The organism is Pseudomonas sp. R4-84 (assembly GCF_054130985.1).
The window spans coordinates 1,220,118-1,243,490 of sequence record NZ_CP096390.1; the positions used below are offsets into that span (position 1 = coordinate 1,220,118).

Below are 23,373 nucleotides of genomic sequence, written 5' to 3' on the forward strand. Positions count from 1 at the left end.
GAGATTTCCCCATGATTGGAATCGATCGAAATACCGGCGCCACGGTCGACGACTGGCTGCAGTTCGTGCAGCGCGCTACCCGTGCCTTGACCACGCCGTTGGGCACTCGTCAGAAGCGTCCGTTGTATGGCTGCGCACTCACGCAGTTACTGGGGCAGAACCTCGGTGACGACCTGCTGATCCTCGCCCAGAGCCATGCGGCCCAAGCGTTCTACAACCCGCACAACGGTATCGATGATTTCGAGCCGCAGGTCATCGTTGCCAGCCGGCACGGTGCGGGATTGCTGCTGCGTTTCGCCGGCACCTGGAGAAACCGCAAACAGACTTTCGAGGTGGTGGCATGAGCATGTTGATACCCGGCCAGAACCAACTGGCCGAACCGGCCATCGTCACCGTCGAGGCATTCGAGGATCTGCTCGCAGAATTCAAGACCTTCGTGGTGGAGTATGTCGCGGCACGCTCTCCCGCAAGCGCCGCAAAACTGGTGGACAGCCTCGAAAACGAAAGCGAACTGCTGACCCTGGCCCTCGAGGCGTTCTGTGTCCGACTGCAAACCCACGAACGCAAATACAACGCCCGCATCAAGCAGATGCTGGCGTGGTGGGCCACCGGCACCAACCTCGATGCTCGCCTCGCGGACATGGGGCTTGAACGCCAGTTGCTCGACCCGGGCGATCCGGCGGCATTCCCGCCCGTTCCCCCGGTCTACGAGAGCGATGACGATGCGCGGCTGCGCTACTACCTGGCGCCCCATGCCCCGGCGGCTGGCTCGCGCATGCAATATCGACGGGAAATTTTCACCCTGGGCCAACGCCCCGTCGTGAAGGTTGAAAGCGCTTCGGCGGGTGTGGTGACGGTCACGTACACCTTCGACCCGGACAGCTACGCCGCCCAGATCAAGGACGGCAACGGACGCCGCACCGCGCCCGGCGAAGTCACGGTCACGGTGCTGTCCCGAGACGGCGATGGAACGCCATCCGAAGCGTTGCTCGACCGCGTCCGCGAGCACTTCGCCCGACCGGATGTACGACCGGAAACCGACCTGGTCATCGTCCAACCCGCGCAGATCAAGAACTACAAGATCCGCGTCGTGGCGAAGATCAATCCCGGCCCCGATTCAGGCCTGACCCAGGTTGCCGCACAGCAACAATTGCAGGAATACGCCGAGGCCTGCCATCGCCTGGAAGGTCGGGTGGACCCGAGCTGGATTGACTACACGCTGCACAGCGCCGGCGCGGTTCAACTGCAGATTCTCGAACCGCTTGCGCCCATCGTGACGACGGCTTTCCAGGCGCCGTACTGCACGGGCGTCGAGGTCGAGGTGGACACGTTATGAAAGACGACACACCTCGCCCGGGCCTGCTGCCGGTCAACAGTTCACCGCTGGAGCGGGCGCTGGATCTTGGGTTTGCCCGGCTGCTGGAACCCATCGATCCGCCGTTTCCCGAGTTGATGAACCCGGCGGCCACGCCTTTGGCGTTCCTGCCGTATTTGGGGGCGGATCGTGGGGTCAGTGAATGGGACACAGGAGCCGACGACCTGGAAAAGCGCTTGACCGTTTCGTTGTCCTGGCAGATCCAGCGTCAGGCTGGTACGCGTCGAGCCCTGAGTCATGCCGTCGAGTCCATGGGGTTTATACCCCATGTTGTCGCCTGGTATGAGCAGCAACCTCCTACACATCCCTACACCTTTGATGTGCAAGCGATTATCGGCCAGAGCTGGTCCAGCGGCGACCACAATCGCTTGATACGGCGCATCAATGCCGCCAAGAGCGAGCGCGACCAGGCCACTATCACGCTTGTACATCAAACGAGGGGCAGTCTGGCGCTCGCGTCAGCTCCCCATGGAGCATTGAGCGAAGCAGAGCTGTTTCTGTGGGGGGCGCTGCCAGCACTTGATCTTGATGCACGACTTATCAGCACCAGCTTTTTCCAACCCTACACCATTAACGATTACGACCTCAGGGCGCAGCCATGACAGAAGACATTACGCGCTTGGTTCGTTTCACTTCCGCCGGCCTGGCCGAAGTGCTGCAGGCAAAGAACCAAGGCTTGAAAGGTGAGATCACTCACATTGGAGCTGGCACCGCCCGCTACGATCCCAACGGATCGGAAACGGCGCTTCGCAATGAGCGACAGCGTGTGCCAATCGTGGATTACGAAGACCTGGATACAGGGCAGTTGCGAATGGCCGCTTTGTTTGAGGGGGCGGATGAATATGAGATTGGCGAGTTCGGTTTTTATCTTTCCACGGGCACGTTGTTGGCGGTGTATTCGGTGGCTGGGAAGCTGCTGACCTACAAAGCCGCTGCAGCGCGAGTCTTGCAAAAGTTCACGCTGGATATTTCACCATTGCCGGCGCAAAGCGTCACGGTGGTGGTCGGGTCCGACAACCTGAACATTCTATTGAGTGAAGAAATCGCCACGTTGGCTACCGCTAATATCGACAACATGGCGCGGCACGTTGGCCTGATGCTCCGGGTAATGGCGCTCGAAGCCAAATAATCAAATAGCACAAGGAATCTGAATGTGAGTCTGGAAACCACTATCGCGTCGCTGGTATCAGCGGCCAACAATTTGACCTCGGTGGTCAATGGGAAAATCGGCAGTATCAACACGACCATGGCCACGGCGCTGACGCAGTTCAACGAGTGGCGAAGTCAGAAGGATGTAGAAGGGGATCCAAGCGCGCTCGGTACGATTCGTCGCAATGTGCTGCAGGGACATGTCTATGGGACTGGTGGTGTCTATGGCGCCACGGCTCAAGGTGATTTTGTATCGACGAACCTGGGTGCCAGCGCGAATGTCTATATGCATTTCAAAGTGCCATTGAACATCAATGTTCACTCGGAGATGTTCTGGTTCAACATCAAGGGTTACAGCTACGGCACAGCAAAAATAATCGACGAAACGTTGGTGGGGTATTGCTATCAGCCCACTCGGGTTCTGCAAAACGCTTCGACTTTTGGAAACATGACCCCTTCTATCTATGTCGATACTAACGGCAATATCGTCATGCGAATTCTGATTCCAAACATTTATTACACCACCGTGCGCATTGACACCATGCGCGTGGGCAATGGTCGGTTGTTCAATCTTGGGGATTTGGTCACCAGATTGTCGCTGGCCGAAACCGTTATTTTCAGCTAAGGAACGAACATGTCTGATCTGTCCAACAATGACATACCCGAAATTCCACTTGCCGTACCGTCGCCTGAAATCGAATGGGCTGCCATTCGCACGCGTCGTAATCAACTGTTGCGAGACACGGATTTCACCCAATTACCAGACTTCCCCGCAACAGAAACCCAGCTCGCCGATATCAAGGCTTATCGCCAGGCCTTGCGAGACATCCCCGAAACGGATGTGGAGCCGTCCAGCCTGCTCTGGCCCGTGCTGCCAGATTTCATCAAGTAATCCACGACCGCGAGAGCGGTTTTTTTTCGCCTGCACTAAGCCCCGCCATGGGGCTTTTGTGTTTTTCGCATCTGGAGAGACCGTAGATGCCCGTTCGTAAGCAATACACCGTGCTGCTGCCATTTCCTACCGGCGGTGGGCACTGGTCGAGCGTCGGCCAGACGTTGGATTTGTTGGATGTTCAGGCCAGCGCGTTGCGCAGTGCCGGTCGCCTCGAACTGACCAGCGTCCTGAATTCGCAGGAGCCGGCTTCTGACACGCAAGCCACCACAACCACCCCGGCCAAAAAGGCCACCACCAAAAAGGCTGAATAACCATGGCTGAGGTTTTGAACTTCGAGCACAACGGCATCACCGTCAATGCCACCGAATCTCCCGAGGCCATGGGTGGCCTGGGGGACAACGTCATCGGGCTGGTCGGCACCGCGCCGAATGCCAACCCGCTGATTCCGAAAAATACCCCGTTTCGCATCAACAGTTTTACCACTCAAGCCCAGCTCGACCCGAGCGGTGCCGAGGCCGGGACGTTGTTCCACCCGGTGTACCAGATCCTCAAAGTGGTCAAGGTTCCGGTGTATGTGGTCATCGTCGAAGAGGGCGCGACACTGGCCGACACGCAGAACAATGTAATCGGCGGCATCGAGGCGCAGACCGGGCGCAAGTTGGGCCTGGCCGCGTTGAGTGGCGTGGCCGAAGACCTGACGATCATCGGCGCGCCGGGCTTCACCGGCACCAAGGCCGTGGCCGGCGAGTTCGCTTCGTTCGGCAAGCGCATCAAGGCCCGTGTGGTGCTGGATGGCAAGGACGCCTCGGTCGCTGATCAAGTGACCTACAGCCAGGAATTGGGCGGCGCCGACCTCGGTTTTGACCGTTGCCTGGTGGTGCACAACATGCCGGCGGTGTACTCCAAGGCGGCGAAGAAAAACGTCTTCCTGGCCCCGTCGAGCCTGGCCATCGCCGCACTTGCCAAGGTCAAGCAGTGGGAGAGTCCGGGCAATCAGGTGACCTTCGCCGAGGACGTTTCCCGCACCGTCGAATACAACATCCTCGACACCTCCACCGAAGGCGATCTGCTCAACCGCTACGGCGTCAGCTATTACGCCCGCACCATCCTCGGCGGCTTCTCTTTGCTGGGCAACCGTTCCATCACCGGCAAGTTCATCAGCTACGTCGGCCTGGAAGACGCCATCAGCCGCAAGCTGGTGAAGGCCGGCCAGAAAGCCATGGCCAAGAACCTGACCAAGTCGTTCATGGACCAGGAGGTCAAGCGCATCAACGACTGGCTGCAAACCCTGGTGGCCGACGAAACCATTCCTGGCGGCAGCGTGTACCTGCACCCGGAACTGAACAGCGTCGAGAAGTACAAGAACGGCACCTGGTACGTAGTCATCGACTACGGCCGCTATGCGCCGAATGAACACATGATTTATCAACTCAATGCCCGCGATGAAATCATCGAGCAGTTTTTGGAGGACGTTCTCTAATGTTTACCAACCGCGTAAGACAGGCCATTGCGGCCACCCTGCAGGGCCTGCCGTTGTCGGCGACCGTGGAAGAATTCACGCCGCCGAAAATTGAATTCGAAATGGAAGAAATGCGCGGCGGACGCTTCATCGGCGAGGAAATGGCCAAGAGCGGCAAAGCGCTGACAGCCAAACTGGTGCTGCAAGGTGTCGGCCCGGAAATCATGCTGGCGCTGGGCGTGAGCGTCGGAGACGACATCCTGCTGAACGTGCGCGAGGCGGGCCAGGATCAGGACGGCAATACCTGGTTCACCTACCACACTGTGGGCGGCAAGTTGAAATCCCTCGACGAAGCCACCCTGAAAATGAACGAGACGCCCACCACCACCCTGGAGCTGTCCTGCCGCACCTACAGCCGCCTGGAAAACGGCATCCCAGTGATCGACATCGACGTGCGCACCCAGAAGTTCGTGCTCAACGGCGTCGACATTCTTGGCGATGCGCGTCGTGCGGTGTTGCTGCCTTAAGCAGTTGCCAGCCGGCTAGATGCAATCCCTGTGGGAGCGAGCTTGCTCGCGATAGCGGAGTGTCAGACACCTTGATATTGAATGAACCGTCGCCATCGCGAGCAAGCTCGCTCCCCCAGGGGATCCCCGATTTTTCAAGGAATTGATTTTATGTCCTGGATGCCTCCCACCCTTGAGCTGTTATCGCCGATCACCGATGACGACGGTTCGCAGCTCGAGCAACTGCAACTCAGGCCGCTGTACTACGCCGCGCAAAAAGACGCCTTGGCCCGTGCCGGCGATGACGAAGACGAGCAATTCTTCGAATTGGCCAAATTGGCCACCGGCCTGTCGGGCAAGGAACTCGATCAGCTCAAGCGTCCGGATTACGTGAGCATCGCCCAGTACGTGCACGAAATGTCCACGCGCCCGGCGTCGTATTTTCTGGATGACCCACAGGCCGATCCTGACCAGGTGCCGCTGCTGCAACCACTCGACGTCGCGGGCCGCAGCCTGACCTCATTGACCCTGGAAATGCCGGTTCTGCGGGCCACCAAGGCGATGAAGAAACTGAAGACGGCCAAGGAACGCGCCGAGTTCATCACGGCCCATTGCACCGGCCTGATGCTGCCCGATCTGGCCTCGCTGACAGTGCCTGACTGGACGCAACTTCAGGTGCGCATCGACGATTTTTTAAACAAACCGGCGGACTTCTTTCGGAGCGCGACATCGAAGTGATCCTCGATGTGGTGCCGCTCATTTACTCGGTAAGTGAAGCGGAAATCCTGGAGTGGGACGCCGGCAAGGCCTTGCGCCGATACGGCATCGCGATCACTCGCCTTGGCGTGAAACAGGAGTAGAGCGGGATGGCGGACGATAGATATTCGCTCAGATACGCAGCCTTCACTGAGAGTGGGTCGGCGGCCTCAAATACGAACCCTGCGAGCAGTGTGATCATCTCCGCTGGGGATCGGCTGCCAGGACTGAGCCTCGCGATGGAAAACCTTGGGCTCAAGCTCGGCCGACTGACCACGGCAATCGAGTCGCTGACCGTCAAGCTTTCGGCGCAGCGATTGTTTTCCCAGGCAATGGGAACCGGCGCCAAGGGCGAAACAGCCAAGGAACCGAAGGGTCAGCCGGCCGGCGGTATTGAGCCACCAGAACTGCTGAAACCCGCGATAGCGATGGATTCAGCCATTGCCGATCTGAAGATGGCCACCCAATTCGGCCCTCGCCAGATTGCCGAGATGGCTGAGCCCACCCAGCGCATCGCCAGCGCGCCATTGGTGGCGGCCGGCGGGACCACGGCGGTTGATGTCGTGAGGATGGAAAGCCTGGCGGCCAGGGCGGGAATCAGCAGCGATCTGCCCAATGCCTCGGACCGGCAATTGGCACTGTTGCGCTTTGCCAGTGATGCAGGGGTGACGGCATCCACATTCAAGATGCCGGCCATGGAAGCCGCCGAGATGCTGCTCGGCTGGCGCACCGCCATGAAACTCAGCGCTGAAAAAGCGTTTGACCTGGCGGATGCAACCAACCACCTCGGCAAGCTCCCCGGCGGTGCGAAAGCCAGTGAGATCGGTACCGTGTTGCAGCGTGACGGTGCGGCCGCGATGTCGGCGGGTTTGCAACCAGCGCAAGCCGCAGCGTTGACGGCGGCGTTGCTCAACACCGGTTCGCAACAAGCTGAAGCCGGCGCCGCGCTGGATAGCTTCGCGAAGGCTTTGGGCAAGGGCAATCAGGCCTCCGCGACCGAGCAGGCAGCCTGGAAGCAGTTGCGGCTTGACCCAGAGGAAGTGGCGAGTGGGCTGCGTGACAAAGACGCAGCGCCTGGTACGGTGATGTCGGTATTGGCGGCCTTGAATGCGCAGCCTGTGGACCAGCGCCCGAACCTCGCCGCTTCGCTGTTTGGCGTGGGCGACCAAGCGGTGCTACGCATGGCGCAGAAGCTTGACGATGTGAACGCAGCGTTCTGGCAGGTGAAAGACCCGGCCCACTACGCCACGTCGCTATTGGGTGACAAGGGCTCGGTGCGGCAGGATGCGTTGGCGTTGTCGAACACCCAGCAAGGTCGGTGGAACGTCTTCAACGCCAGCAATGAGCGTTTGTCGGCGGCCGCTGGCAATGCCGTGACACCCGTTGTGGACAGCTCGCTGCAATGGCTCGGGTCGTTGAACGATGACATGAGCGAGTTAGCCGAAACCTCACCTAAAGCCGCCGCCGCCATTGTGCTGGTCGGCGCGGCGATCAAGCCGCTGGTGGGGGCGTTGCTCAAGGCCCTCACGGATGAATTGGGCAGTCGAGCGGCCAAGCGAATTTTGGAGCCGACGAGCGCTGCGAAGGCCGAGGGTGGCGTGAGCGCCGGCCGCTCCCTGCAAGGCGTGACCAGTTCATTGCGTACGGTGACTCGTTTAATGCCCAAAGCGATGGTTTTAGGTGCCGCCGCTGAGGTCGTCGAGGGCGCGATCAATGGGGACGGCGGAATGATCGGAGAGGGCCTGGGGGCCGCTGGCGGCGGCTGGGCGGGCGCGTCGGCAGGCGCTACGATTGGCACCTTTTTCGGTCCGGGCATCGGCACCGTCCTCGGTGGAGCGATCGGCGCGCTTGTTGGCGGCCTGACGGGAAGCTGGATGGGCAGGGAGGCGGGGTCCTGGCTGGGTGACAAACTCGCCACGCCCGCCGACAGGCTCGCCGCCCCAGAGCAGGTCAGCGAAGACCTGCACGGCACCCAGGCAACCACCCAGCAAAACACCCTGACCGCAAACATCTACATCAACGGCCAGGATCAGGCCAGTGCCGCCCAATTGGCGAACCTGGTGGTGCAACAAATCAGCAGCCAATTCCAACTCATGCCCAACTCACTCGCCATGCGCAGTGACGCGGCCCTGACGGACGGAGGTACGTGATGCGTCAACAAATGGCGTTGGGCAATTTCATTTTCGGCCTCTCCCGCAACTTCGCTTATCACTCGCTGGTTCGCACCTCGGACGGTGGCTGGAAAAACATCGACATCCTCACCAGCAAACCCAGGTCCAGTCAGGTCGGGCAAGGCTTGCAAGGGCTGACGATCACCGGCAAATCGATGTATGCGACCGCCATGGATCGCCTCGATGAATTGCGAGCACTGCAAGCCTTGCGCATCCCTTTGCCATTGGTCGATGGCATCGGTCGCAACTGGGGGCTGTGGCAGATCAACAAGGTGTCGGAGACCCAGACCGAGGTCATCGACGATGGCACGGCGATGGTGGTCGGTTGGGTGATTGATTTGACGGAGTTCGCCAATGCGTAGGGTTCGAAGTATCGCCGGTGATTCGGTGAATCTGTTGCTGTACCGCGAGCTTGAGCGCTGTGACGACCTCGTTGAGGAGGCGCTCTGGCTGCTAAATCCGGGGTTGGCGCAATGGGGCCCGGTATTGCCGGCGGGCGTATGGATTGTCCTGCCGGAAGTGGATCTCAAGCCCGTGGCGATCCCTCCGGTTTCGGCCTGGGATTAAGGAGGTGACATGTCATTGGGTTTCACGCCTGCGGTGGAAATTTATGGTGCGAACGCCGCGCTGCTCAACGAACGCCTGCTCGGTTGGAGCCACGTCGACGCGGCGGGGATCGAGTCCGATCAATTGACGCTCACCATCAGCCTGGACGGACTCGAAGGGTTGCCAAGCCTGGGCGGGAAAATCGGCCTGCGGGTCGGTTATCTTGAATCGGGGCTGGTGGACAAAGGCGAGTTTGTCATCACTCGGCGCACGCCGTTGTTGTTTCCTCTGCAACTCGTTCTGGTGGCCATGGCGGCGCCGTTCAGCGCGGCTGACCAGACGGGCTTCAAGCAGCGCCGATCCATCAGCCATGGCCCGACGACCCTGGGGGCGTTGTTTCGGGAGCTGACGTCCAGGCACGGGTTCTCGCCCCGTGTGGCGCCGGAGCTTTCGCTGATTAAAGTCGAGCACATTGACCAAACCAACGAAACCGACATGGGCTTGCTGACCCGCCTGGCCCATCGTTATGACGCTGTGGCCAAACCAGTCAACGAGTTGTATGTGCTGGCCCGGCGCGGTCAGGCGAAGTCGTTGTCGGGCAAGGTCCTGCCCGAGATAAGGCTGTCGGTGACGACGAACAACCGCCCGGGCGACCACGCTTTCATTTCGGCCAAGCTGGATGAAACCGCGCGGGCGAAGTACGAGGGTTGCAAGACCTGTTGGTGGGATGCGGCGGCGGGCAAGCTGCGGGTCGAGGAGAGCGGCATCGCGCCGTTCAAGACCCTGCGCCAGCGCTTCCAGAGCGCAGAAGAGGCCCGCGCCGCCGGCGAAGGCGAGGTGCGCCGGATGCTGCGCGAGGCCCTCAAGGTGACGATCGAATGCCCGGGTAACCCGGGGCTGTCCGCCGAGGGCATCGTGCTGCTCGATCCTTCCTGGCCCGATTTCATGCGCGGTCGCTGGTCGATCGACAAGGTCACCGCCAGCGGTAGCCGGGAGAAAAGCTACCGCTGCAGCGTTGAGGCGACTTGCCTGGATGCAAGAGCGTGACCGGGGCTTGGAGGGGCCAGCATTCAGTTACGTAGCATTCGCCGTGCGTCGTCGAGACTGATTTTTTTGATGATATCTGCCGGCACCCTTGAGGTCGCGGACAAGTTATACACCTGAAAATCATCATCAATGATCTGCTTGGACATCAGTTTTAGAGAAGGCAGGATGCGAGTCTTGTAATGCTGATCCAACCCGCAGGGCGAGCGTTTGCTTTCGACCGTTTCATAGAATCGGCCGGCCGCTTGGTCCAAGTCGAAACCTACAAGGAAAACCCTATTGAAGCCCAGATGGTAGGCGACCTGTAAGGCCAAATACATCACCGTCCTGGCATCGAAGCAACCGAGGGTCATATTTTTGCTGAAGCCGATGTCTTTGCTTCGCTTGCTAAAAAGAGATCTGTACCTGACGAGAGACTTCTGCGGGTTGAATAACGTGGAGCAGATCGAGGCCCTGGGAGCTTTTTTCAAGCCGAAGGCTCGCCCGCTTGGCTTAGCTTGGACGATGTCGAACTGGTCCTCCCATAAGGCAACGTTCTCACTGAGCCGCATAGCGGTTGCAAAAAGATCGGGCTGCTGGAGCGGGAAGTGGGTATCGGAGCAGATGTAAAAAAAGGGTTTTGTATGCGCTTGGCTGAACATGGATATAGCGCCGTTCATGGTAATCATGGGTACGGCTGAAAACTCCTCCAGCGGAAAGCCCTTCGCTGAGTTGCCCGAGGCGATGATGAAAACCGGTCCACTTTTTACATTCCTACATTCGCTAAAGCTCATGTTTTCAAACGGTGTAAACGATGACTCCGTAATGAGCGATTTCTCAAAACTACTTCGCCTGCTCATTCATTCCATTCCGTTAGTCAATGATCGTTGTTGTATTCATTCGCGTTAAAGAGAGCGCCATGTTCATCACCCCAGCCCAACTACTGCGTATCCTCCCAAACGCCGGCGACAATGCCGGCGTTTTTGCACCTCTCCTAGGCACTGCCATGGAGCTTTACCAGATCATCGGCCCCAAGCGTGCCGCCGCATTCATTGCGCAGGTGGGGCACGAGTCCGGCCAGCTGCGGCACGTACGGGAGCTAGGCAACGATGTTTATTTATCAAAGTATGACACTGGCCGATTGGCTTCGTGCCTGGGCAACTCCCCCGAAGCCGATGGCGACGGGCAAAAATACCGTGGGCGAGGTCTGATCCAGATCACCGGGCGGGCTAATTACCAGGCCTGCGGTAAAGCCTTGAGTCTGGATCTGATGGAGCAGCCTGCATTGCTGGAGCTGCCGCGATGGGCCGCGCTTTCGGCTGCGTGGTTCTGGGCGTCGCATGGGCTTAATTCTCTCGCTGATGCTGGTCGATTCGACGCCATCACGCAGCGGATCAATGGCGGCCAGAATGGCGCGGCGCAGCGGCGGGCCTTGCATGGGCGGGCGTTGCAGGTGTTGGGATGAATCCGGCGCTGTTGAGGTTCTTTCCCATCACAGTATTGGGGCTTTTACTCCTGGCGACCAGCATGGCATGGAAGGTCCAGGATTGGCGTTACGGCAGGGTCTTGGCCGAGCAAGCGCGGGCGCAGGCCGAGACCTTAAAGCAGATGACCGCGGCAGCTGCGGCTTCCCAGCATAAGGAAACACAGAAACGCCTCGCCCTGGAACAACAACTCTCCACCAGCGAACAAACCCATTACCGAGCCCTGAGCGATGCCCAACGTGATCAGGATCGCCTGCGCGATCGCCTTGCTACTGCCAATGTCCGGCTGTCAGTCCTCCTCGACGCCGACGATGTCGCCGCCGGTTGTACAGTGCCTGCCACCACCGGCACCGGCGGCGTGGATCATGGCGCCTCACGCGCCCGACTTGACCCGGCGCATGCTCAACGAATTATCGCCATCACCGACGCGGGCGACCGTGGACTGATTGCCTTGCAGGCCTGCCAGGCGTATGTCAGGGCGCTGGGCCGGTAATCCGCCGAGTCTTGCAAGCGGCGATTGCTCGTGTACGGTAGGGCCCATTGCGTCGAATCAGGAGAGCAGCGTGGACGACATCACTGAACTGGCCGCTGAATTGGGTAGGCGCTTGCAGGTGCTAAATGCCCATGTCACCACGGCCGAGTCTTGCACCGGCGGGGGGATCGCCGAGGCAATCACTCGGATTCCGGGGAGCTCGGCCTGGTTCGAGGCCGGTTTTGTCACGTATTCCAATCGCCAGAAAACCCAGCAGTTGGGTGTTCCCGTAGAGCTGTTCGACAAAGTCGGCGCGGTCAGTCGCGAGGTGGTGGAGGCCATGGTGCGCGGCGCCCAGCAGAAAAGCCTGGCTCGGTTTGCCGTGGCGGTCAGCGGCGTGGCCGGGCCGGACGGGGGCTCGCCGAGCAAGCCGGTGGGCACGGTGTGGCTTGCCTGGGGTGTTGGCGAGGCGGTGTACAGCGAGCAGAAATTCTTACCTGGCAACCGCGACGAGGTCCGCCGACAAACGGTGAAGGCCGCGCTAGACGGGCTGTTACAACATGCCGCCGCAGAAATCTCAAATCAGGGGTAGGCGATCCCCGATCGCTGTGGAATAATACTGGCTACTTATACAGGTGTTGGCCGTCAGGCCTTATTGATTACGTGAGGACTTTAATGGACGACAACAAGAAGAAAGCCTTGGCTGCGGCCTTGGGTCAGATCGAACGTCAATTCGGCAAGGGTGCCGTAATGCGTATGGGCGATCAGGACCGCCAGGCTATTCCCTCCATCTCCACCGGCTCCCTGGGCCTGGACATCGCGCTTGGCATCGGCGGCTTGCCAAAAGGTCGTATTGTTGAAATCTACGGTCCCGAATCTTCCGGTAAGACCACGCTGACGCTGTCCGTGATCGCCCAGGCTCAAAAAGCGGGCGCTACCTGCGCCTTCGTCGACGCCGAACACGCCTTGGACCCGGAATACGCCGGCAAGCTGGGCGTCAACGTCGATGACCTGCTGGTCTCCCAACCGGACACCGGCGAGCAGGCCTTGGAGATCACCGACATGCTGGTGCGCTCCAACGCAGTTGACGTGATCATCGTCGACTCCGTGGCGGCCCTGGTACCGAAAGCGGAAATCGAAGGTGAGATGGGCGACACGCACGTGGGTCTGCAGGCTCGCCTGATGTCCCAGGCCTTGCGCAAGATCACCGGTAACATCAAGAACGCCAACTGCCTGGTGATCTTCATCAACCAGATCCGCATGAAGATCGGCGTGATGTTCGGCAGCCCTGAAACCACCACCGGTGGTAACGCGTTGAAGTTCTACGCCTCGGTTCGCCTGGACATCCGTCGTACTGGCGCGGTGAAAGAAGGTGATGAGGTTGTCGGCAGCGAAACCCGCGTCAAGGTTGTGAAGAACAAGGTGGCATCGCCGTTCCGTCAGGCTGAGTTCCAGATCCTGTACGGCAAGGGTATCTACCTCAACGGCGAAATGATCGATCTGGGTGTGCTGCACGGTTTCGTCGAGAAGTCGGGCGCCTGGTATGCCTACAACGGCACCAAGATCGGTCAGGGCAAGGCCAACTCGGCCAAATTCCTGGCGGACAACCCGGAAGTCGCGGCAGCCCTCGAGAAGCAACTGCGTGACAAGCTGTTGAGCCCGGTGGCGGACGTCAAAGCCGTGGCCAACCGCGAGACTGCCGACGACCTGGCCGACGCTGATATCTGATTGATCCGATGACCGCCGTACTCGATACCCTCGTCGCGGTGCGGCGAGCTGCGATGGACCTGCTCGCCAGGCGCGAGCACGGTCGTGTGGAGCTGACGCGTAAACTGCGTCAACGCGGGGCTCCTGATGAGTTGATCGACGCCGCTCTTGACCGTTTGACGGAAGAGGGGCTGTTGTCGGAAGCGCGGTACCTCGAGAGCTTCGTCTCTTATCGCGCCCGCTCCGGCTACGGTCCGGTGCGCATTCGTGAAGAGCTTGGCCAACGCGGGTTGCAACGAGCGGATATCGAATCAGCCTTGCGCGAGAGCGGTATCGATTGGCAGCAACAGTTAGCTGAGACCTGGCGCCGCAAGTTTTCGGGACATTTGCCTATCGACATTCGGGAGCGTGCCAAGCAAGGGCGTTTCCTGGCGTATCGAGGCTATTCCATGGAAATGATCAACCGCTTGTTCAGTGGTCGCAGCATGGACGACTAAAAACGGCCCGCTATGTCGATAGCGGGCCGTTTTTTTATGGGCTCACGTTACCTTGATCGGCTCCCAAGTCAGGGGGTGGGCCTTGGCGGTGGGTTGGGCCCAGTTTTCCGGCAGGTTGATGTAGTCCACCAATTCCCTTAAACGACCGTGGTCACGGGCGTTGAACGTAAATGCCAATCGCGTCAGATGACTGAAGGGCGCTTCCTCGGGTTCTTCGCCGTTGTAAGCGTGCTGATGGAAACAGTCATTCAGGCACAGGTCGGCGAACTCGGCCTGCATTTGTTGCAGTGCTTGTTCACTGAGTTCATGATTCATGCGGATCACGAACTGATGCTTGAGCCAGCGGCTGGAATGGAAGTTACGGTAGAACTGGTTGATTTCCTCCACAGCGTCCTCGGCGCAGTACACCAGGCGCATCAACTTCATGTCGGTCGGCAGGATGTAGCGGTTTTCCTCCAATTGTTCGCGGATAAAGTCCAGGGCGCTCTGCCAGAACTTGCCTCCGGGCACGTCCAGCAACACCACCGGTACCAATGGGCTTTTGCCCGTCTGCACCAGCGTCAGGACCTCCAATGCTTCGTCAAGAGTGCCGAAACCGCCGGGGCACAGCACCAAGGCATCGGCTTCCTTGACGAAAAAAAGCTTGCGAGTGAAGAAGAAATGGAACGGCAACAGGTTCTGCGTCCCTTCGACGGTCGGGTTCGCATGCTGCTCGAAGGGCAGGGTGATGTTGAATCCCAGGCTGTGCTCGCGGCCCGCGCCTTCATGGGCCGCGGCCATGATCCCGCCGCCTGCGCCGGTGATCACCATCATGTCTGACCGAGCCAGCGCCGCTCCCAGCTCCCGTGCCAAGCCATACAAAGGGTGTTCGATGGGCGTTCGGGCCGAGCCGAAGACCGTAACCTTGCGGCGCCCTTTGAATTGTTCCAGCGTTCGAAACGCATGTTCCAGTTCCCGAAGGGCCTGAAGCGTGATCTTCGCATTCCAGCGGTTGTGATCTTCCTGGGCCATGCGCAGCACAGTCAGGATCATGTCGCGGTAGATGGGGAGGTTGGGGCTGTTGGGCGATACCAGGTTGAGTTGCTCTTCGACCTTGCGGGTGAGGTCGTGGCCATGGTTCTCAAAATGACGGCTGAGCAGGTCATTCGGTTTGTAAGGCATTCAGCTTCTCCTTCTGAACAGGACCCCGGTCCTGACGAGAGATTCATCAGGGCCACGACACTTCCTGTGCCGTTGTGAGTCCGGGCGCGTGCCCGGGCGTAAACCTGGCTCGACGTAATCTGCAGCAAGGCGGCCAAGCCATCCAACGGGTCCTGCTGTTTCCCTTGGATGAAAAACGGTTGAACATCGCTTATTGGCGAGGGCAGCCTCTTTCTGCCCAGTAAAAACGATACGTTGAATCTAGCCTCTGGCGGTGAACTTCGCTGTCCAGATCATGGCGCTCGAATGTGAACGTTTGCAACATTTCCCCGTAGTCCTACGCTCATCGGTCGCTCGCGATGGGTTCAGTAATGACGTCGGACCGTACCGCTCGTCAGCTCACCGGCTGGGTGCGTACCGCTCTGATTTACTCCATAAAAGGCGTGCCAACGTAGTTCGACGTCCAGGGCTGGGCGTCCGCGCGATGAAATGCTGCATTGATGGGCAGGGAGGCGGGAGAAATGACCAGGGTAACGCTGGAGCTCGAAGGGCAGTTGTATTTGATGTTGTTGGAAGCGGCTCAAGCCAATCGGGTAAGCCTGGAAGAGGAATGTTGCCGTCGGCTGGAAGGTCGGGAATGGCGCTCACGCTATTTGCAGGCGCTGGTGGCGGAACTGCGCGCCGACGAAGAGCAGCGGCGCGCGCGCGCGGGTTGATTATTTCTTGGTCTTGGCCGGTTTCGGGCAATCCGATTCCTGGAAACGTTCGCTGGCGACCGGACGGTTGGTCTTCACTTCGGTGAACTCGTAGCGCATGGTCGCGCCCTTGGCCATCAGTTTGCGGAACCCTGGATTGGTGCACACCGTGGAGCCCAGCTGGAAATAAACCGCCTTGGGATCCGCGCGCATTTTTTGCGCATGGCTGCTTTGGACGCTGAGATGGTTGATCAGCTCGGTGCCTTCGACGGTGTAGCCCTGGTCAAGAATGTCTTCGTTGATCGCGCGCGGCGTGCCGACACTGCTTTGCTTGGCAACGTTCTGCAGCATCTTGTTCAGTTCGAGTTCTTTCAGCGACGCAGCCTGAGCGCTGATGGACGTCGCCAGCAGAACGGCAACGGTTGGAACGATAAGGCGCAGCATGAAACTCTCCTGGTTCAGTAACTGGTGGTTCGACCGGTCACGTGACTGTGCGTTCAGTGGCGGCGATTATAGGGAAGCCCGGGTAGACGGTACAGGTTTGCGCGCTCTGGTAGACTGCCGGTCTTCATTGCCCTTGCGAGTGTGGTTCGTGTCAAGTTTTCCTGTCTGCGGGCGTTGCCCGCGATGAGCTGTGCTTCCAACGCCGTAGCCCGCTTGCGCGACCAACGCGTCGATGAAGGCATCAAGCCGCTCCAGGCCCGAGGGTGGCGCGCGCCCCGTTGTGGCGCCTGTCGAGTGATCGAGAGCCATTGCTTGTGTGCCTGGCGTCCGAGCGTCGAGACCCGTTCCGGCGTCTGCCTGATCATGACCAATAAGGAAGTCTTCAAGCCGAGCAATACGGGCTGGCTGATCGCCGATGTGGTACGGGATAACCATGCCTTCATCTGGTCGCGCACTGATGTCGATGAGCAACTCCTGGCTTTGTTGAACGATCCACAATGGCAACCGTACCTGGTATTTCCAGGTGAGTATGTCGAACCCACCCGGGTAACCCACACGGTTGATCTGGCTCGGGGCAAGCGTCCCTTGTTCATCTTGCTGGATGCCACTTGGACGGAAGCGCGCAAGATGTTCCGTAAAAGTCCTTACTTTGACCGGCTGCCCATCTTGAGCCTGCTGCCCGACAGGCTGTCGCGCTATCGCTTGCGGCGCTCCACACGCAGTGAGCACCTGTGCACCGCCGAGGTCGCGGCGCTGTGCCTTGAGCTGGCGGGCGATAGCGACGCGGCGTCGGCCCTGGGCGCCTATTTCGATGTGTTCAGCCAGCATTACCTCGGCGCCAAGCGTCAGCAGGAAGTGAACGTGTCGACTCCGGCCCATGCCGAACTGCTGCCCTTTGTCCGCTCGGCTCAGGCGGCGTTGGCCTAATAGTGGCCCATACTGGGTACAGCGGTGGCCGTGCAGCTTGACCACCCCGGTTTCGCTGGGCATGCTTGGCGCCGACCAGGGTGCGGCCGGAGTTTAAGACGCTGTGATTGGCGTTGAACGTGCCCCTGTGGATAACGCTGAATGGCGTTATCTTGAGTTGCATGGCGAGGCGCGAATGCATCGGGCCTGCCTTAAAAAAACAGGATCATTTGAAAAATGGCCACATACGAAATCCTGATTGCCGATGACCACCCGCTCTTTCGCAGCGCGTTGCATCAGGCGGTGACCCTGGGCCTTGGTTCGGATGTCCGGTTGACGGAGGTGGCCAGCATCGCGGAGCTGGAAGCCCGATTGGCGGAAAAGGCTGATTGGGACCTGGTGCTGCTGGATCTGAACATGCCCGGCGCGTATGGTTTTTCAGGGCTGGTCCTGTTGCGTGGGCAGTATCCGCAGATTCCCGTGGTGATGGTCTCAGCCCAGGAAGAAGCTTCGGTGATGGTGAAGGCCCGCGAATTTGGTGCCAGCGGGTTCATCCCCAAATCCAGCTCCCTCGAAATGATTCAACGGGCGGTAAAGGCCGTCCTCAGCGGTGATGTATCCTGGCCGCCGCAGGCGTTCGAGGCGGTGAGCGTGTCCGACGAGGCCAAGGCGGCCAGCGAAGGGCTCGCGAGCCTGACGCCCCAGCAGTTCAGAGTGCTGACCATGGTTTGTGAAGGTCTGTTGAACAAGCAGATCGCTTACGAACTGAATGTGTCAGAGGCCACCATCAAGGCTCATGTTATGGCGATCTTTCGTAAATTGAATGTGCGCACCCGGACCCAGGCTGCCTTGTTGTTGCAACAACTTGAGTCAATTTCGCCGCAGTCGTAGCGCCTGAATTCACGCTTTTTTGACTGCAATTACAGTAGCTTCTCCACTCCTATCGATCAGTTGCCCACTCTATGTCTCCTTTCAAAGGCCAAACCGGCCTGAAACGCATCCTCAATGCCTCCGGCTATTCCCTGGACGGGCTGCGTGCAGCTTTCGTCGGCGAAGCGGCGTTCCGTCAACTGGTCCTGCTTAACGTCATCCTGATTCCGTTGTCGTTTTTCCTGAACGTGAGCCGCGTGGAGCAGGCGCTGTTGATAGCGGTGTGCCTGCTGGCCTTGATCGTGGAGTTGCTCAACTCGGCGGTAGAGGCGGCGATCGACCGTATTTCCCTTGAGCTGCACCCCTTGTCGAAAAATGCCAAGGACATGGGCAGCGCGGCCCAACTTGTCGCCCTGACGATGATTGCCCTGGTCTGGGGCCTGGTGCTGCTCTGATTCAAGCGATGGCAGGCAGGACGATCTCGTCGCTGCGCTGGACCCCAGCGGTGAAGGCCCGGCAGAGGTCGAGGAATTCACGCATGGCCGAGGTCTGGTATTTCTGTTTGTGCCAGATGAAATAAAACTGCCGCGCCAGGTCCATGTCCGGGGTTTCCACGGCCACGAGGCTGCCGCGACGGAAAGCATCACGCAACGCCAGGCGCGAAATGCAGCCAATGCCCAGGCCCGATTCCACTGCTCGCTTGATCGCTTCGGTGTGTTCCAATTCCAGGCGGATGTTGAGCGCGCTGCGGTGGTGGCGCATGGCCTGATCGAAGGTCAGCCGCGTACCTGAACCCTGCTCCCGCAAAATCCACGCTTCATGGGTCAATTCCTCCATGGTCGCCTGACCACGCTTGGCCAGTGGATGCTGGGGCGCGCAGAACACCACCAATTCATCCTCGACCCAGCTCTGCACCTCAATGTCCGGATGGCTGCAATCGCCTTCGATTAGACCCAGATCAATTTCGTAATGGGCGACCTGGTGCACGATATTGGCAGTGTTTTGCACATGCAGCTTCACCTGGCTTTCCGGATGGCGCTGCATGAATCCGCCGATCAGCAGCGTCGCCAGGTAATTGCCGATGGTCAGCGTGGCCCCGACCGCCAGCGAACCGAAGCCGGACTTGCCGTTGAGTAGGTCTTCGATCTCTTTGGCCTGGTCCAGCAATGCCACGGCCTGGGGCAGCAATTGCTTACCCAAGGCGTTGAGGCTCAGGCGCTTGCCGGCGCGGTCGAACAGTTGGCAGCTGGATTGACGCTCCAATTCAGTGATGGAAGTGCTGGCGGCCGACTGCGACAGATTGAGCAAGCCCGCGGCACGGGACACGCTTTCCTGCTGGGCGACAGCGACGAAGACTTGAAGTTGCCGTAGAGTAAATCGCATATCGATATAACCGATAACCCTTATCTTAATAATCCATTTAACAGATATTGTCGCCGCCATTAGAATGCGATGCAATTGCGCAGATTACCGGCGCAGGCATCATTTCCAGGAGTCCCCCGTACATGAGCAACATGAACCACGAGCGTGTCCTCAGTGTTCATCACTGGAACGACACTCTGTTCAGCTTCAAGTGCACCCGCGATCCGGGCCTGCGCTTCGAGAACGGTCAGTTCGTGATGATCGGCCTGCAGCAGCCCAACGGCCGCCCGCTTATGCGCGCTTACTCGATTGCCAGCCCGAACTGGGAAGAGCATCTGGAATTCTTCAGCATCAAGGTCCCTGATGGTCCGCTGACTTCCCAGTTGCAGCACTTGAAGGAAGGCGACGAGATCATCATCAGCAAGAAGCCCACCGGCACGCTGGTGCTGGACGACCTCAAGCCTGGCAAGCATTTGTACCTGCTCAGCACTGGTACTGGCCTGGCGCCTTTCATGAGCGTCATCCAGGATCCGGAAACCTACGAGCGTTTCGAAAAAGTGATCCTGTGCCACGGCGTGCGTTACGTCAATGAAGTCGCCTATCGCGAATTCATCACCGAGCACCTGCCACAGAACGAGTTCTTCGGTGAAGCGCTACGCGAAAAGCTGATCTACTACCCCACCGTGACCCGCGAGCCGTTCGAGAACGAAGGTCGCCTGACCGACCTGATGCGCAGCGGCAAGTTGTTCCGCGACATCGGCCTGCCGCCGATCAACCCGCAAGACGACCGCGCGATGCTGTGCGGCAGCCCAAGCATGCTCGACGAAACCAGCGAAGTGCTCAACAGCTTCGGCCTGACCGTTTCGCCGCGTATGCGCGAGCCGGGTGATTACCTGATCGAGCGCGCGTTTGTAGAGAAGTAAGCTTCGGCATTTGCGGTGGCTGACCGACCGCCATCGCGAGCAGGCTCGCTCCCACACTGGATATGTATGACCACAAACTTTGGTGGTCGCTGCAAATCAGTTGTGGGAGCGAGCTTGCTCGCGATGGCAGCGACTTGGTCCAACTGACAGACCATAAAAAGCCCGCGCCGCCTGATGAAGGTCGCGCGGGCTTTTTCGTTTCCGGGTTTTATCCAGCCGTAGGAACGACTTCCAACACCCGAATCACCCCCGGCTCCGGGTAATGCCAGCGCACGTCCAGATCCCAGAACCGCGCACCGTATTCCCGTTCAGCTGTAGGAACCTGATACGCCGGGCGTGGGTCTTGGGCCAGGCATTGTTCGATCAGCTCCACCAAGGGCTCTTCGAGGCGCCTTGCGTGGTCGCGTGCCTGAAGCAGGGCAGAGTCCGCCCATTGCACTGGAATCAACTCAGGCGCGGCGCTGGCGATCCTGTTGGAGGCCGAGTCGATGATGTCCGCATAGGGGACGTAGGGCTTGATATCGAGCACGGGTGTGCCGTCCAACAGGTCGATGCCCGAGATCCACAGTCGAGCGGCCTCCACCCGTTCCAGCTTCACCACCGACTGGCCGATGCCGTTGGGGCGATGGGTGGCTCGGGTGGCGAAGACGCCCATGGATTTATTGCCACCCAGGCGCGGCGGCCGTACTTTCAATCGTGGCTTGTCTTCCAGGGCTTGATGGAACAGGAACAGCAACCAGACATGGCTGACCTGCTCCAGACCCTGCACGGCCTCGCCCTGGTCGAACGGCGCCACCAGCTCCAACACACCGCGCGCGGCCGGGGCCAGTTGTGGTTGGCGCGGAATGGCGAACTTCTCCTTGAAGCAGGAGCGTACGAAGCCGATGGGGGAGACGTTGTAGGTCATGGGCTGGGATCAAGGCAGGGTTGAAAGGGCATCATAGCGCGGGCGGCTGGTCTTGCCGTTTATGGCGGGGGCTTTTGTGGCGAGGGGGCAAGCTCCCTCGCCACAAAAGCTCTGCCACCATCAGCAGCGCTTCAAGAAATGGCAGCCCTTCGGCATTAGCCGCGAACGCGCAGCGTCAGGCCCTTGAGGAAGTTGCGCAGCAACTGGTCGCCACACGGCCGGTAGTTGGTATGGCCGAACTTGCGGAACAATGCGCTCAGTTCCGGCTTGGACACCGGGAAGTCGGCGGCCTTGAGGATGGCGTGCATGTCGTCTTCCTTCAGCTCGAAGGCCACCCGCAGCTTCTTCAGGATGATGTTGTTGGTGACCGGCACTTCGATCGGCTGCGGCGGACGGCTTTCGTCCTTGCCGCGCTTGAAGATCACCAGCCCGTCGAGGAAATGCGCCATGACCAGGTCGGGGCAGAACACAAAGCCTTCTTCTTCATCTTTCTTGAGGTAGCCGGCCAAATCTTCCAGGGAGATTTCCAAGCCGCCCAGCTTGATGATCTCGACGACTTTTTTGTCGCTGATGTCGAGCATGTAGCGCACGCTGCGCAGTACGTCGTTGTGAATCATGTGTGCAATCCTGATGAAGGCAGTGGGCGCCCCGGTTCGGTGCGGCGCCGGAAAATTAGAATTTCTCTTTGGCGGACAGGTAGCGCCATTGGCCCAACGGCACCTTGCCGATCGACACGCCGCCTATGCGGATGCGGCGGATGGCAACGACCTTGACCCCGACGGCCTGGCAAAACAGCGCGATAACGCCCGGTTGCGGGTTCTTCATGGCGAAGCGCAGGCGGTTCTCGTTCTGCCAGCTGGCCTTGACCGCCGGCAATTCCTTGCCTTTGTAGGTCAGGCCGTGGTTCAAGCGATTGAGACCGTGGGCGACCATCTCGCCCTCGACTTCCACCACATACTCCTGCTCGATCTTGGCCGCGTCGGCGGTGAGCTTGCGCAGGATTTTCCAGTCCTGGGTGAATACCAAAAGGCCGCTGGCGCCAGCCTGCAAATCGGCGCTGGCGGTCAGGCGCAGGAAGTGGCCCTTGAGCGGGCGCTTGCCGAAGCGATGTTCTTCGCTCAAGGTCTGTGGCCCCAGGGTTGCCATTGCCGCGTCGACATCCATGCCAGCCGGGACGTTCAGCAGGAGGGTCACAGGCTCTGGCGCGGTGGCCTTGGCTTGGGGGTCGAGTTCGACCTTTTGGGTGGTGACCTTGAACTGCGGTTCATCGATGACTTCGCCGTCCACGGTGACCCAGCCGCCCTCGATGAACAGCTCAGCCTCCCGACGGGAACAGCCGACGAGTTCGATGAGACGCTTGGAGAGACGAATCGGGTCAGTCATGACGGGGCCGTAACAAAAAGGGGTGGGCATTGTACCTGTCTGGCGCCGGTTAATCGCGGGTCCATTTGCCTCATGCCGTTTTTAGCCGCGCCCCGCTTTCAGATCGGGCTGCTTGTAACGCATATGCAGCAGCGGGTAGGGCTGGTCCATGCCATCCTTTGCCGAGCGACCGATAACTTCGAACCCTTGCTTGAGATAAAAGCCAAGGGCTTGCGGGTTCTGTTCGTTGACGTCCAGTTCATCGGCGTTCAGGTGTTCAATGGCATAGCGCAGCAATTGTTTGCCCAGGCCTTGGCCGCGATGCTCGGGGTCGATGAAGAGCATTTCGATCTTGCCAGCCGCGACCCCGGCGAACCCTGTGATGCGCTGGCGTGAATCACGGGTGCAGATGAGCATCACCGCGTCCAGGTAACGGGTGAGCACCAGGTTTCTGAGCAGTTCGATATAACTGTCGGGCAGGAAATCATGGGTGGCCCGTACCGATGCCTCCCAGACCCGGGTCAGTTCCTGATAATCGCTCGGTTTCGGTGTGTGGATGACCGAATGCTGGCGCATGTCCGCCTGTTCCTTGTGGTGGAGTTTTCTTGTCTGCATACGATAGCCGTAAAAAAGCCCTGCTTCTTGTTACAGAGCAGGGCTTCAGAAAGTTTTTTTTAGAGGCGGCGAGTGGCTGGCAAACAACCTGTGGCGAGGGAGCTAGCTC

General features: G+C 59.5%; 32 protein-coding genes. 24 read left to right on the forward strand and 8 right to left on the reverse strand.

Annotated features, from left to right (window positions below):
- Positions 1–11: 11 nt before the first annotated feature.
- From M1D68_RS05695 to M1D68_RS05760, 14 genes are all read left to right on the forward strand, one after another.
- On the forward strand, positions 12–344 hold the full coding sequence (locus tag M1D68_RS05695; protein ID WP_420764265.1) for a phage baseplate protein: 333 nt from the start codon (positions 12–14) through the stop codon (positions 342–344).
- Positions 341–1,336 (forward strand): baseplate J/gp47 family protein, encoded by a 996-nt coding sequence (locus M1D68_RS05700; RefSeq protein ID WP_457969596.1) that lies wholly within the window; start codon positions 341–343, stop codon positions 1,334–1,336. The genes M1D68_RS05695 and M1D68_RS05700 overlap by 4 nt, the downstream gene beginning before the upstream one ends.
- Positions 1,333–1,977, forward strand: a complete 645-nt coding sequence (locus M1D68_RS05705) for a phage tail protein I (RefSeq protein WP_457969598.1) — start codon at positions 1,333–1,335, stop codon at positions 1,975–1,977. Before M1D68_RS05700 ends, M1D68_RS05705 begins: the two co-directional genes overlap by 4 nt.
- Positions 1,974–2,504: a hypothetical protein gene (locus tag M1D68_RS05710; protein WP_457969599.1), complete on the forward strand. Its 531-nt coding sequence runs from the start codon at positions 1,974–1,976 to the stop codon at positions 2,502–2,504. Before M1D68_RS05705 ends, M1D68_RS05710 begins: the two co-directional genes overlap by 4 nt.
- Before the next feature lie 24 nt (positions 2,505–2,528).
- A complete protein-coding gene (locus M1D68_RS05715) occupies positions 2,529–3,149 on the forward strand; it encodes a hypothetical protein (protein ID WP_434609865.1) in 621 nt (206 codons plus the stop codon).
- Positions 3,150–3,158: 9 nt separating this feature from the next.
- A complete protein-coding gene (locus M1D68_RS05720) occupies positions 3,159–3,416 on the forward strand; it encodes a tail fiber assembly protein (RefSeq protein ID WP_434609867.1) in 258 nt (85 codons plus the stop codon).
- A gap of 86 nt (positions 3,417–3,502) precedes the next feature.
- Positions 3,503–3,730, forward strand: a complete 228-nt coding sequence (locus M1D68_RS05725) for a hypothetical protein (RefSeq protein ID WP_434609869.1) — start codon at positions 3,503–3,505, stop codon at positions 3,728–3,730.
- 2 nt (positions 3,731–3,732) lie between these two features.
- Positions 3,733–4,899 carry a phage tail protein gene (locus M1D68_RS05730; protein ID WP_457969601.1) on the forward strand — a complete coding sequence of 389 codons (1,167 nt, stop codon included), beginning with the start codon at positions 3,733–3,735 and terminating at the stop codon, positions 4,897–4,899.
- On the forward strand, positions 4,899–5,405 hold the full coding sequence (locus M1D68_RS05735) for a phage major tail tube protein (RefSeq protein WP_434675293.1): 507 nt from the start codon (positions 4,899–4,901) through the stop codon (positions 5,403–5,405). Before M1D68_RS05730 ends, M1D68_RS05735 begins: the two co-directional genes overlap by 1 nt.
- A 150-nt stretch (positions 5,406–5,555) precedes the next feature.
- Positions 5,556–6,122, forward strand: a complete 567-nt coding sequence (locus M1D68_RS05740) for a phage tail assembly protein (RefSeq protein WP_434562578.1) — start codon at positions 5,556–5,558, stop codon at positions 6,120–6,122.
- A 257-nt stretch (positions 6,123–6,379) separates the two neighbouring features.
- Entirely contained in the window at positions 6,380–8,290 is a 1,911-nt protein-coding gene (locus tag M1D68_RS05745; protein WP_457969604.1) for a phage tail tape measure protein, read from the forward strand.
- Positions 8,290–8,673 (forward strand): phage tail protein, encoded by a 384-nt coding sequence (locus M1D68_RS05750; RefSeq protein WP_420764275.1) that lies wholly within the window; start codon positions 8,290–8,292, stop codon positions 8,671–8,673. The genes M1D68_RS05745 and M1D68_RS05750 overlap by 1 nt, the downstream gene beginning before the upstream one ends.
- On the forward strand, positions 8,666–8,878 hold the full coding sequence (locus M1D68_RS05755) for a tail protein X (protein ID WP_420764276.1): 213 nt from the start codon (positions 8,666–8,668) through the stop codon (positions 8,876–8,878). Before M1D68_RS05750 ends, M1D68_RS05755 begins: the two co-directional genes overlap by 8 nt.
- A gap of 9 nt (positions 8,879–8,887) precedes the next feature.
- Complete coding sequence (locus tag M1D68_RS05760; protein WP_434562582.1) at positions 8,888–9,904, forward strand: phage late control D family protein; 1,017 nt, start codon at positions 8,888–8,890, stop codon at positions 9,902–9,904.
- Between the two features lie 23 nt (positions 9,905–9,927).
- Here M1D68_RS05760 and M1D68_RS05765 read toward each other — a convergent pair whose 3' ends face one another.
- Positions 9,928–10,740: a lipopolysaccharide biosynthesis protein gene (locus tag M1D68_RS05765; protein ID WP_420764278.1), complete on the reverse strand. Its 813-nt coding sequence runs from the start codon at positions 10,738–10,740 to the stop codon at positions 9,928–9,930.
- Positions 10,741–10,799: 59 nt separating this feature from the next.
- On the opposite strand from M1D68_RS05765, the gene M1D68_RS05770 reads away from it, so the two are divergent.
- The 5 genes from M1D68_RS05770 (at position 10,800) to recX (ending at position 14,040) form a co-directional block, all read left to right on the forward strand.
- On the forward strand, positions 10,800–11,345 hold the full coding sequence (locus M1D68_RS05770) for a glycoside hydrolase family 19 protein (protein WP_420764279.1): 546 nt from the start codon (positions 10,800–10,802) through the stop codon (positions 11,343–11,345).
- The gene (locus tag M1D68_RS05775; protein WP_434609880.1) at positions 11,342–11,857 is read left to right on the forward strand and encodes a lysis system i-spanin subunit Rz; all 516 of its coding nucleotides are present in this window, start codon (positions 11,342–11,344) and stop codon (positions 11,855–11,857) included. The genes M1D68_RS05770 and M1D68_RS05775 overlap by 4 nt, the downstream gene beginning before the upstream one ends.
- 70 nt (positions 11,858–11,927) lie before the next feature.
- The gene (locus M1D68_RS05780) at positions 11,928–12,428 is read left to right on the forward strand and encodes a CinA family protein (protein ID WP_457969607.1); all 501 of its coding nucleotides are present in this window, start codon (positions 11,928–11,930) and stop codon (positions 12,426–12,428) included.
- A gap of 83 nt (positions 12,429–12,511) precedes the next feature.
- The gene (gene recA, locus M1D68_RS05785; protein WP_420764282.1) at positions 12,512–13,564 is read left to right on the forward strand and encodes a recombinase RecA; all 1,053 of its coding nucleotides are present in this window, start codon (positions 12,512–12,514) and stop codon (positions 13,562–13,564) included.
- 8 nt (positions 13,565–13,572) lie between these two features.
- Positions 13,573–14,040, forward strand: coding sequence for a recombination regulator RecX (gene recX / locus M1D68_RS05790; RefSeq protein ID WP_457969609.1), 468 nt, complete (start codon positions 13,573–13,575; stop codon positions 14,038–14,040).
- Between the two features lie 42 nt (positions 14,041–14,082).
- Here recX and M1D68_RS05795 read toward each other — a convergent pair whose 3' ends face one another.
- Complete coding sequence (locus tag M1D68_RS05795; protein WP_457969611.1) at positions 14,083–15,201, reverse strand: LOG family protein; 1,119 nt, start codon at positions 15,199–15,201, stop codon at positions 14,083–14,085.
- 500 nt (positions 15,202–15,701) lie between these two features.
- Between M1D68_RS05795 and M1D68_RS05800 the strand changes: the two genes are divergently transcribed.
- Positions 15,702–15,896 (forward strand): hypothetical protein, encoded by a 195-nt coding sequence (locus M1D68_RS05800; protein WP_420764285.1) that lies wholly within the window; start codon positions 15,702–15,704, stop codon positions 15,894–15,896.
- Here the strand turns inward: M1D68_RS05800 and M1D68_RS05805 are convergent, their stop codons facing one another.
- Positions 15,897–16,319, reverse strand: a complete 423-nt coding sequence (locus M1D68_RS05805; protein WP_420764286.1) for a quorum-sensing-regulated virulence factor family protein — start codon at positions 16,317–16,319, stop codon at positions 15,897–15,899.
- 183 nt (positions 16,320–16,502) lie between these two features.
- On the opposite strand from M1D68_RS05805, the gene M1D68_RS05810 reads away from it, so the two are divergent.
- The 3 genes from M1D68_RS05810 to M1D68_RS05820 all read left to right on the forward strand — a co-directional run bounded on the left by M1D68_RS05810 (position 16,503) and on the right by M1D68_RS05820 (position 18,550).
- Positions 16,503–17,246, forward strand: coding sequence for a tRNA-uridine aminocarboxypropyltransferase (locus M1D68_RS05810; RefSeq protein ID WP_457969613.1), 744 nt, complete (start codon positions 16,503–16,505; stop codon positions 17,244–17,246).
- Positions 17,247–17,462: 216 nt separating this feature from the next.
- Entirely contained in the window at positions 17,463–18,116 is a 654-nt protein-coding gene (erdR, locus tag M1D68_RS05815) for a response regulator transcription factor ErdR (RefSeq protein ID WP_457969615.1), read from the forward strand.
- 71 nt (positions 18,117–18,187) lie between these two features.
- Positions 18,188–18,550, forward strand: a complete 363-nt coding sequence (locus M1D68_RS05820; RefSeq protein WP_420764289.1) for a diacylglycerol kinase — start codon at positions 18,188–18,190, stop codon at positions 18,548–18,550.
- 1 nt (position 18,551) lies between these two features.
- Here the strand turns inward: M1D68_RS05820 and M1D68_RS05825 are convergent, their stop codons facing one another.
- Positions 18,552–19,478, reverse strand: coding sequence for a LysR family transcriptional regulator (locus M1D68_RS05825; protein WP_039594356.1), 927 nt, complete (start codon positions 19,476–19,478; stop codon positions 18,552–18,554).
- Between the two features lie 122 nt (positions 19,479–19,600).
- Here M1D68_RS05825 and fpr point away from each other — a divergent pair, with 122 nt between their 5' ends.
- Entirely contained in the window at positions 19,601–20,380 is a 780-nt protein-coding gene (gene fpr, locus M1D68_RS05830; RefSeq protein WP_003198368.1) for a ferredoxin-NADP reductase, read from the forward strand.
- 208 nt (positions 20,381–20,588) lie between these two features.
- Here the strand turns inward: fpr and tsaA are convergent, their stop codons facing one another.
- The 4 genes from tsaA to M1D68_RS05850 form a co-directional block, all read right to left on the reverse strand.
- Entirely contained in the window at positions 20,589–21,287 is a 699-nt protein-coding gene (gene tsaA, locus M1D68_RS05835) for a tRNA (N6-threonylcarbamoyladenosine(37)-N6)-methyltransferase TrmO (protein ID WP_420764290.1), read from the reverse strand.
- Between the two features lie 155 nt (positions 21,288–21,442).
- A complete protein-coding gene (locus M1D68_RS05840) occupies positions 21,443–21,904 on the reverse strand; it encodes a YehS family protein (protein WP_420764291.1) in 462 nt (153 codons plus the stop codon).
- A gap of 55 nt (positions 21,905–21,959) precedes the next feature.
- A complete protein-coding gene (locus M1D68_RS05845; protein WP_457969619.1) occupies positions 21,960–22,670 on the reverse strand; it encodes an rRNA pseudouridine synthase in 711 nt (236 codons plus the stop codon).
- Between the two features lie 81 nt (positions 22,671–22,751).
- Complete coding sequence (locus M1D68_RS05850; RefSeq protein WP_420764451.1) at positions 22,752–23,225, reverse strand: GNAT family N-acetyltransferase; 474 nt, start codon at positions 23,223–23,225, stop codon at positions 22,752–22,754.
- Positions 23,226–23,373: the final 148 nt, after the last annotated feature.